Annotated in this window: 10 protein-coding genes, 3 tRNA genes and 1 pseudogene; 2 read left to right on the top strand and 12 right to left on the bottom strand. The window is 72.3% G+C overall.

What is annotated here, in order from left to right:
- The 4 genes and pseudogenes from KS423_RS31475 to KS423_RS31460 all read right to left on the bottom strand — a co-directional run.
- Window positions 1-316 (bottom strand): annotated as a pseudogene (locus tag KS423_RS31475) (hypothetical protein); the annotation flags it as partial.
- 5 nt (window positions 317-321) lie between these two features.
- A complete protein-coding gene (locus tag KS423_RS31470; RefSeq protein WP_224283166.1) occupies window positions 322-987 on the bottom strand; it encodes an aminodeoxychorismate/anthranilate synthase component II in 666 nt (221 codons plus the stop codon).
- A gap of 55 nt (window positions 988-1042) precedes the next feature.
- On the bottom strand, window positions 1043-1222 hold the full coding sequence (locus KS423_RS31465; protein WP_224283165.1) for a hypothetical protein: 180 nt from the start codon (window positions 1220-1222) through the stop codon (window positions 1043-1045).
- 69 nt (window positions 1223-1291) lie between these two features.
- Window positions 1292-2056: a DUF881 domain-containing protein gene (locus KS423_RS31460; protein WP_263455430.1), complete on the bottom strand. Its 765-nt coding sequence runs from the start codon at window positions 2054-2056 to the stop codon at window positions 1292-1294.
- A gap of 168 nt (window positions 2057-2224) precedes the next feature.
- Here KS423_RS31460 and crgA point away from each other — a divergent pair, with 168 nt between their 5' ends.
- On the top strand, window positions 2225-2473 hold the full coding sequence (gene crgA / locus KS423_RS31455; RefSeq protein ID WP_224283164.1) for a cell division protein CrgA: 249 nt from the start codon (window positions 2225-2227) through the stop codon (window positions 2471-2473).
- A gap of 335 nt (window positions 2474-2808) precedes the next feature.
- Here the strand turns inward: crgA and KS423_RS31450 are convergent, their stop codons facing one another.
- Window positions 2809-3702 carry a rhomboid family intramembrane serine protease gene (locus tag KS423_RS31450; RefSeq protein ID WP_224283163.1) on the bottom strand — a complete coding sequence of 298 codons (894 nt, stop codon included), beginning with the start codon at window positions 3700-3702 and terminating at the stop codon, window positions 2809-2811.
- Window positions 3703-3959: 257 nt separating this feature from the next.
- On the opposite strand from KS423_RS31450, the gene KS423_RS31445 reads away from it, so the two are divergent.
- Window positions 3960-4697 carry a DUF5324 family protein gene (locus tag KS423_RS31445; protein ID WP_224283162.1) on the top strand — a complete coding sequence of 246 codons (738 nt, stop codon included), beginning with the start codon at window positions 3960-3962 and terminating at the stop codon, window positions 4695-4697.
- A gap of 80 nt (window positions 4698-4777) precedes the next feature.
- On the opposite strand, the gene KS423_RS31440 is transcribed toward KS423_RS31445, so the two are convergent.
- From KS423_RS31440 to KS423_RS31410, 7 genes are all read right to left on the bottom strand, one after another.
- Window positions 4778-4850, bottom strand: a tRNA-Ala gene (locus KS423_RS31440).
- Window positions 4851-5034: 184 nt separating this feature from the next.
- Window positions 5035-5163, bottom strand: coding sequence for a DLW-39 family protein (locus KS423_RS31435; protein WP_014137031.1), 129 nt, complete (start codon window positions 5161-5163; stop codon window positions 5035-5037).
- Between the two features lie 257 nt (window positions 5164-5420).
- The gene (locus KS423_RS31430) at window positions 5421-5759 is read right to left on the bottom strand and encodes a DUF6191 domain-containing protein (protein WP_224283161.1); all 339 of its coding nucleotides are present in this window, start codon (window positions 5757-5759) and stop codon (window positions 5421-5423) included.
- A 121-nt stretch (window positions 5760-5880) separates the two neighbouring features.
- Window positions 5881-5954 (bottom strand) — tRNA-Ile (locus tag KS423_RS31425).
- A gap of 85 nt (window positions 5955-6039) precedes the next feature.
- A tRNA-Ile gene (locus KS423_RS31420) sits at window positions 6040-6116 on the bottom strand.
- A gap of 16 nt (window positions 6117-6132) precedes the next feature.
- A complete protein-coding gene (locus tag KS423_RS31415; protein ID WP_224283160.1) occupies window positions 6133-7527 on the bottom strand; it encodes a cyclopropane-fatty-acyl-phospholipid synthase family protein in 1395 nt (464 codons plus the stop codon).
- Between the two features lie 260 nt (window positions 7528-7787).
- Window positions 7788-8216 (bottom strand): DUF3566 domain-containing protein (locus KS423_RS31410; RefSeq protein ID WP_224283159.1); only part of this gene is annotated, 429 nt, incomplete at its 5' end.

Raw genomic sequence — 8216 nt, 5'->3', positions numbered from 1 at the left:
CGGCGCGGCGGCGCTCGGCCCGGCCGCCGGTGGGGGCCGGTTCGGCGGCCGGCGCGCCGTCGACGAGGGGCAGCCGCAGCTGGAGGGTCTGGTCAGGCAGCCAGGGGTACTCGGGCCCGTCCACGAGGGGTTCCTGGGCCTGCTCGTACACGCCCCAGGCGTCCTCGGGCACGGTCTGAACCGGGAAGCCCTGCTGGTACGACACGCCGCCGGTGCCGTCGTCCTGGCCCGGGTACCGGGGCCCGCCGTACTGCTGCACGGTGCCGTACGGGTCCGCCTCCGGCTGGAAACGCCCCTCCGGACGCAGCGCGGTCACGCCGGTCAGCCCCGGCCGATCACCGGGGCGAGCCCGGCCGACCGGTCGACCGCCTGCGGGAAGCCGCACTCCGCGAGCCAGTTGGCGAGCATCCGGTGCCCGCCCTCGGTGAGCACCGACTCGGGGTGGAACTGCACGCCCTCGACCGGCAGTTCACGGTGCCTCAGGCCCATGATCACGCCGCTCCCGGTGCGCGCGGTGACCACCAGTTCGGCCGGCACGGTGGCCGGTTCGACCGCGAGCGAGTGGTAGCGGGTCGCGGTCAGCGGCGAGGGCAGGCCCTCGAAGACCCCGCCGTCCTCGTGCTCGACCGGCGAGGTCTTGCCGTGCAGCAGCTCGGGCGCCCGGCCGACCACCGCACCGTACGCGGCCGCGATCGACTGGAGCCCCAGGCAGACGCCGAACACCGGCAGGCCGATCCGCGCGCAGTGGTGCACCATCTCGATGCAGACCCCGGCCTCCTCCGGGGCACCGGGGCCGGGGGAGAGCAGCACCCCGTCGAAGCCCTCCGCACCGGAGCGGCGTACGGCGTGTTCGACGGTCACCTCGTCGTTGCGCACCACCTCGCAGGTGGCGCCGAGCTGGTACAGGTACTGGACCAGGTTGAAGACGAAGCTGTCGTAGTTGTCCACCACCAGGATGCGGGGCGGGGTGGTCGGCTGGGTCGTCATGCGCGCGTGGTCTCCGTGGGGTGCGGTGCTGGAAGGGAGTTCCGGGCCCGCCGGCTCAGCCGGCCGCGGCACCGTCGCCGCCGTCCACTGTGACGTCGCCGAAGGGGAGCAGCGGTTCCGCCCACGGGAAGACGTAGGTGAAGAGGAGGTACACGGTCCCCACGACGAGGAGCAGCGAGATGAGGGCCCGGACCAGGGTGTTCCCCGGGAGGTGACGCCAGATCCAGCCGTACATGGTGCTCCCTCGACGTAGCGGACTGGGTTAAAGAGTAGACCCGCCGTCCACGGCTGCGGGGCAGGTCCGCTACTGCTGGCCGCCCGCCGACCGCAGTTCGGTGGTGCCGGAGTACCCGGGCAGGGTCAACTCGCCGCTCTCCTGGACCTTCCAGCCCAGCCCGTAGGCCTGGACGTACTGGAGGTAGTTGCGGATCGTCGGGTCCGCCTCGACGGCCGAGCGCAGGGCGTCGGTCCGCCCTACCGCCTTGACCACGTACGGCGGGGAGTAGACCCGGCCCTGGAGCAGCAGGGTGTTGCCGACGCAGCGGACGGCGCTGGTGGAGATCAGTCGCTGGTCCATCACCTGCACGCCCTCGGCGCCGCCCCGCCACAGCGCGTTGACCACGGCCTGGATGTCCTGCTGGTGGATGACCAGGTCGTTGACGCCGGGCTCGGGCACCCCGGGGATGCGCGCGGTGGCGTTCGGCGGCGCGTCGTTGAGGGTGACGGTCAGGCCGCCGCCCTGGAGCGGCTCCAGGGCCGCACCGGAGCGCAGGCCGTCCAGCCGCGCGGCGTCGGCGGGGTCGTGGCCCTGCTGCTCGGTGAGCTGCTGGGCGCGGGTCTGGAGGTCGGCGAGCTGGGACTGCGCCTGCTGGTTCTGCCCGCTGCGCTGGCGGATCACGTCACCGAGGCTGAGCAGCGAGTTGTCGGTCCGCAGGTCCGTGCCGCGGGCGGTCTGCGCGCTGATGTAGAAGAGCAGGCCGGCGAGCGCGAAGACGGCACAGGTCAGGGCACGTCCGACAATTCGGGTACCGGAGCGGCGGGTACGGGCCGTCTCAGGGGGAATCGACAAATTAGTCACCGTACCCTTATCTCCTCAAGACCCGCCGACCCACTACGCTAACGGACGCCGGTGGCATGTGGCGGAGCGGTCCCCAGGGCGTTCTCCACAGCCGGCCCGGCCGATTCCACCCGCTGCACGCCCGCGCGGTCTCACAGCGCATCGACAGGAGAGCTCCTCGTGCCGAAGTCTCGACTCCGCAAGAAGTCCGACTACACCCCGCCGACCACGGCCGCGGTGAAGATCAGTTCGGGCCGCAGTTGGGTCGCGCCGCTGATGCTGGCACTGTTCCTGATCGGCCTGGTGTGGATCGTCACCTACTACGTGACCAGTGGCACCTACCCGGTCGAGAGCTGGCGGAACTGGAACATCCTGGTCGGCTTCGGCTTCATCGCCGCCGGGTTCGGCGTCTCCACCCAGTGGAAGTGACGGCCCGCCCGTCCTGAGGCTCTGATTCGAGCCGTTCTCCGCCGCTTCGGATCGCTCGTCCCGGGGCGGCGGTCGGGCGTGCCCGGAGCCGGGCGGGGATCCGGGCGGTTCTCCCGATCATCGGACCGTCACGCTTATCCACATGGTTATCCACACTGGGGAAAAGTCTCCCCAGCCTGTGGATAACCTTCCCGGCCGGGGCCGTCCACAGCTGTGCACAACCCCCGGAGAATGGGAAATCCGCACAGCAGGACACGCGTAGAACAGCAGTCCACAACCAGCGGTCCGCACAGCCTGTGCACAACCCCGCACCCGCTGTGGACAAACGTCCGGGGTCAGGCCCCGTAGAGCGCCATCCCGGTCAGCAGCATCCCCGCCTCGACCGCCAGGGCGCCCGCCACCGCCAGCGCCTGGACCAGGCCGCGGCGCTCGCGCGGGGCGTACATCAGGCCGGCCGCGGTCAGCACGCCGAGCACCAGCCCGCCGACGTGCGCGCGCCAGTCGATGTTCGGGCGGGAGAAGGTGACGATCAGGTTGAAGACCAGGAACGCCATCGCCGGGCCGAGCGGGCCCTTGTTCCGCAGCTGCATCACGATCGTGGCGCCGATCAGCCCGAAGACCGCGCCGGAGGCGCCCACCGAGTTCATCCAGTCGCCGGCCACCAGGAAGGCGAAGGTGCTGCCGCCCAGGGCGGAGAGCAGGTAGAGGGCCAGGAAGCGCAGCCGGCCGAGCGCCTCCTCCAGCGAGGGGCCGAGCCAGAACAGCACCAGCATGTTCGTCCCGACGTGCCACCACTCCAGGTGCAGGAAGGCCGCGGTCAGCAGTCGGTACCACTGGTCCGGGCCGTCCGCGACGCCCGCCGGGCCGCCGAGGATGTCCCGCCCGGCGCTGAGCAGCGACCAGGTCTGGCCCAGCCGCGGGGTGAGCACGTAGGCCGCCAGTACCCAGACCACGATGTTGAGCCCGATCAGCACCCGGGTGACCAGCCCGCCGTCGGCGGCAAGGGCCCCACCGAAGCGGGTGGTCGCCTGCCGGGACCCGGCGTGGCCGCTGCCGACGCACTCCGGGCACTGGAAGCCCACCGAGGCGGTCACCATGCACTGCGGGCAGATCGGCCGCTCGCAGCGGGTGCAGGAGACCCCGGTCGGGGTCTGCGGGTGCCGGTGGCAGCCGGGCAGTCCGGCCTCCGGGGACCGATCGGCCGACGGCCGCGGCTCGTCCGGGAGCATCAGCGGTGTCCCCTTCCCGTACACGACCTCCGAAACCGCCAGCCTACTGCCGCGCCCCCGTTCCCGGACCGGCTCCCCCACATCCGCCCGCCCCGCAGGCCCGGCCCTCGGCCCTTCCCCGGCACGCCCTCACCACCCGCCCGCACCACGGAGCCCCGCGTACGGCCCACTCCGACATGCTTCCGGACAAATCAGGGTGCATGATCAGCATTCAGGTGGATATGTGCATAAAGGACGCCACCCAGGAGGAGAGACTCGTGAGCTTCACGGATTCGGCCCGAGAGACGGCCACCAGGACCCGGGACACCGCCGCACACTTCGCGGACGGCGCCAGACAGCGCCTCGGCCCGGCCTTGGACGCCGTCGGTCCGAAGGCCGCGCTGGCCGCCCACAATCTCCGGGTCCAGTACGACAGACATCTCGCCCCGCAGTTCGGACACGTCTTCGCCAGCCTGCCGCCGGAGGCCCAGCAGAACGTCCTGAAGGCCCTCCACCGGGCCCAGGAGGCCGCCCTGGCGGCCCGCCTGTCCGCCGCCCGGGCCACGGACCAGACCCGCGCCACCGTCGGCCCCAGGATCGCCCATGCGGTCGAGGAGGCCCGCGCCACCGTCGTCCCGGTGGCGCAGGAGGCCCAGGCGCGCGGCGCCGCCGCGCTGACCGCCCTCCACGGCAACGTCAGCTCGGCCGAGATCAGCAAGCTGGCCGCCCGGAACGCCCGGAAGGAGCACTGCAACCGCCTGGCCGCCGGCCTCGCCGTGGCCGGCCTGCTGGCGATCGGCGGCGGCATCGTGGCCTGGGAGTGGTGGCGTCGGCACAGCAACCCGGAGTGGCTGGTCGAGCCCCCGACCGGGCAGGAGTCCCGGCCGGCCGACGCGCACCCGGCGTCCGCCCCGGTGAACGGCTCCGAGTCGGACGCCACCGCCGAGCCGAGGGACGGGGGCCCGGCGGACGAGAACGACGGCCCCGCCGGCGAGGACGGCCCGAAGCCGCACTGACCATCCGGAAACACCCGAAACGCCGATCGGCCGCCGACCAGGTTCCTGGTCGGCGGCCGATCGACTACTGCTGTGAACTGTGGAGCATAGGAGACTCGAACTCCTGACATCTGCCTTGCAAAGGCAGCGCTCTACCAACTGAGCTAATGCCCCTCGACGGCACCGCGCGTGCCAACGGGCACTAGCGTACCGGTTTCCGGCGCGATTCCCAGCGCCGTCCCCCCGGAACGGTGCCATTCCCTGTGGTCGGCCGGTCCGGTTCGTCGACCGGGCCGGCCGGCCCGGGAGGCGCTGACGGGCGCCTCCGGAGTTCGTCGATCGTCAGATCGCCGAGGGCTCAGCGACCGGCCGGAACCGGGTCGGTGGCCTCGGTCCACAGGTCCTGCTCGGCGCGGTCCGCCTGGACCTGACGGTAGACAAAGAAGCCGCCGAGGGCGACCAGGGCGACCAGGAGAAGCTTCTTCACCGCGGGACCTCGTCCTTCGTGCGTTGGTGGACTCAAGAGCCGGATCCGGCCGGACTGACCGGGCCGACGAGTCCAGTTGTGTTTCGAGCGCGAACGGGCGGCCGAGTGCCAGACTGCCCTTGCGGCCGATGATACACACCGGTGTCCCAATCGTGACCAGCCGCCGTACGGCCAACCCGGCGGTGCGGTCCCAGGATTGACGCCACACCTCCTGGCGGCCGCTCCGGCCGCGCCCAAGACCGCCCCGGCGCCCCCGGTCAGGTGCGGCCGGCCGTTCCGTCCACGGGTCCGTCCGGCACCACCACCACGGCCGTGCCGTTCACCAGGTCCACCCTGGTCCGCGGCGGTGCCCCCTCGCCCTCCTCGTCCCGCAGCATCAGGGTGCTGCGGCGTTCGTCCAGCTCATGCTGCTTGCCCGCAGCGAACTGCGCGTGCAGCTGCTCGAATCCGGTGGCCGAGATCTGCCCCTCCCGGCCGGTCCCCCGCCAGGGCACCCAGCGGGCGCGGCCCGCCCGCAGCGCCAGCTGGTCGAGCGCCGCCAGCACCACCAGGGCGCAGACCAGTCCGGGAATGCTCATCGCCCAGAGCACCGCCATGTCGTCACCAACCCTCCACCGTCCCTCCCGGAGAACAGCGGGGGAGGGCGGGCGGTTCCCGGCCCGGCGACGGGGAACGTCGAAGGGCCCGGAGTGGATCACTCCGGGCCCTTCGGGGAGGTGGGCCTAACAGGACTTGAACCTGTGGCCTCTTCCTTATCAGGGAAGCGCTCTAACCGTCTGAGCTATAGGCCCTCACCGAACAGAAAGCGTACCCGACTCCGGCCGATACGCGAAAACGTCGAAGGGCCCGGAGTGGATCACTCCGGGCCCTTCGCGGTGGTGGGCCTAACAGGACTTGAACCTGTGGCCTCTTCCTTATCAGGGAAGCGCTCTAACCGTCTGAGCTATAGGCCCTTGCCGCACTGAAAGATTAGCGGACCGACGGCCGATCTCCCAAATCCGGGCCGGCCGGGGCCGCGGCGGCGCCCCCCGCGACCAGCTGCGGCGCAGCGGCGGCGGGGCGCAACAACCACTCCTCGCGGGTCGACGGCAGACCCGCCGTGCCCTCCTCGGTGCTGCGGACGGCGAGGACCTGGTTGATCCCGATCCGGTTCTGCTCGAAGGCGAGCGCGGAGGCCGCCATGTACAGCCGCCAGACCCGGGCCCGGCCGCGCCCGGCCAGCCGGACCGCCTCCGTCCAGTGCGCCTCCAGGTTGGCCACCCACTCGCGCAGGGTCAGCCCGTAGTGCTCGCGCAGCGACTCGACGTCCCGGACCTCGAAGCCGGCCTCCTCCAACCGGGCCACGGTGGAGCCGACGGGGGAGAGCTCGCCGTCCGGGAACACGTAGCGGTCGATGAACGGGCTGGTGCGGTGCGGCTCGCCGGGCACGTCGGGGCGGCGGGCGATCTGGTGGTTGAGCAGCCGGCCGCCGGGCACCAGCAGCCGGTACAGGCCCTCGGCGTAGACCCGGTACTGCTCGGAGCCGACGTGCTCGGCCATCCCGACGCTGGAGACCGCGTCGAAGGGCCCGTCGGCGATCTCCCGGTAGTCCTGGAGCCGGACCTCGACCCGGTCGGACAGCCCGGCCTCCTCGACCCGGGCGCGGGCCAGCGCGACCTGCTCCCGGGAGATGGAGACGCCGACCGCGGTGACCCCGTAGTGCTTCGCCGCGTGCAGCAGCAGCGAGCCCCAGCCGCAGCCGACGTCCAGCAGGCGCATCCCGGGGCGCAGGCCGAGCTTGCGGCAGATCAGGTCGAGCTTGGCCTCCTGGGCGGCCTCCAGGCTCTTCGCCTCCGGCGTCCAGTAGGCGCACGAGTAGACCATCGAGGAGCCCAGCACGATCCGGTAGAAGTCGTTCCCGACGTCGTAGTGGTGGCTGATGGCCGCGCGGTCCCGGCTGCGGCTGTGCAGCCGCCCGTCGGCCCTGCGGACCTCCTCGCGGGGCGGCTCGGGATCGAGGCCGACCGCTCCGGCCCGCAGCGCGGCGGCGAGCACCCGGCGGCCCCTGGCCCCGAGCACGTCGCGCGGCCCGAGGGCCAGGGTGCGGATCTCCGGCCGCTCGGCGAAGCGGGCGACGGCGGAGAGCGTCTCGTACAGGTCGGTGCCGGGGGCGAGTTCCAGGTCCCCCGCGACGTAGGCCCGGGCCAGTCCCAGCTCGTTCGGCTGCCAGATCAGCCGGCGCAGTGCCCGGCGGTTGCGCAGGACCACGGTGGGCGCGCCCGGCGGCCCGGCGACGCTGCCGTCCCAGACCTGCACCCGCAGCGGCACCGGGACCCCCAACAGCCCTTCCAGGGCCTCGACCAGTTGACCTGCGAGCTTCGCCACCGCGCGCCTCCGTCCAGTCGTCCTGCGGAACCTCAGCTGACCCGGTCGGGCGGACCGGGGGCGGCCTGCGGCACTCCCAGGCGCGGGAGGGGTGGCACCCAGCTAATCCCACCGCGGCCGCCCGGTCTCCGGACGGCGCGCCGCGGGCGGCCGGCTGTCACCCGAAATGCCGACGGGCCCCACCGGCTGGAACAGCCTGCGGGGCCCGCGCATTCCGTCCCCGGACGGAGAGCTGAGCGAGGGTCAGGATCCGGCCGGGATCAGTCCTCCTCGGCCAGGGTGAGCTCGACGCCGCCGGTGAAGCCGGCCGCCGCGTTGTAGATGAACGCGGAGAGCGTGGACAGGGCGGTCAGCAGGACGACGTCGACCACGGCGATCAGCGTGGTGAAGGTCATCACCTTGCCGAAGCCGATGTAGTCCATCAGGTTGAGGCCACCGCTGCTGTCCGAGCCGGTGACGTCCTTGAGGGTCTTGGTCAGCGAGTCGAAGACGCCGAGCGAGTCCAGCGTCATCCACAGCACGGCCGAGGCCACGATGATGATGATGCCGACGGCCAGCGACAGCAGGAAGCTGACCTTCATCACGGACCACGGGTCGACCTTGGTCACCCGCAGCCGGGCCTTGCGGGTCCGGCCGAGGCCGGTGCCGCCGACCGCGGGGGCGGCCCCGGCCGGGCGGCGCGCCGCCCC

Origin of the sequence: Streptomyces sp. LS1784 (genome assembly GCF_020103755.1) — a bacterium.
Lineage (GTDB): Bacteria > Actinomycetota > Actinomycetes > Streptomycetales > Streptomycetaceae > Kitasatospora.
Note: the sequence above shows the minus strand (reverse complement) of the source record. Positions and strands in the feature narration are given on the sequence as shown.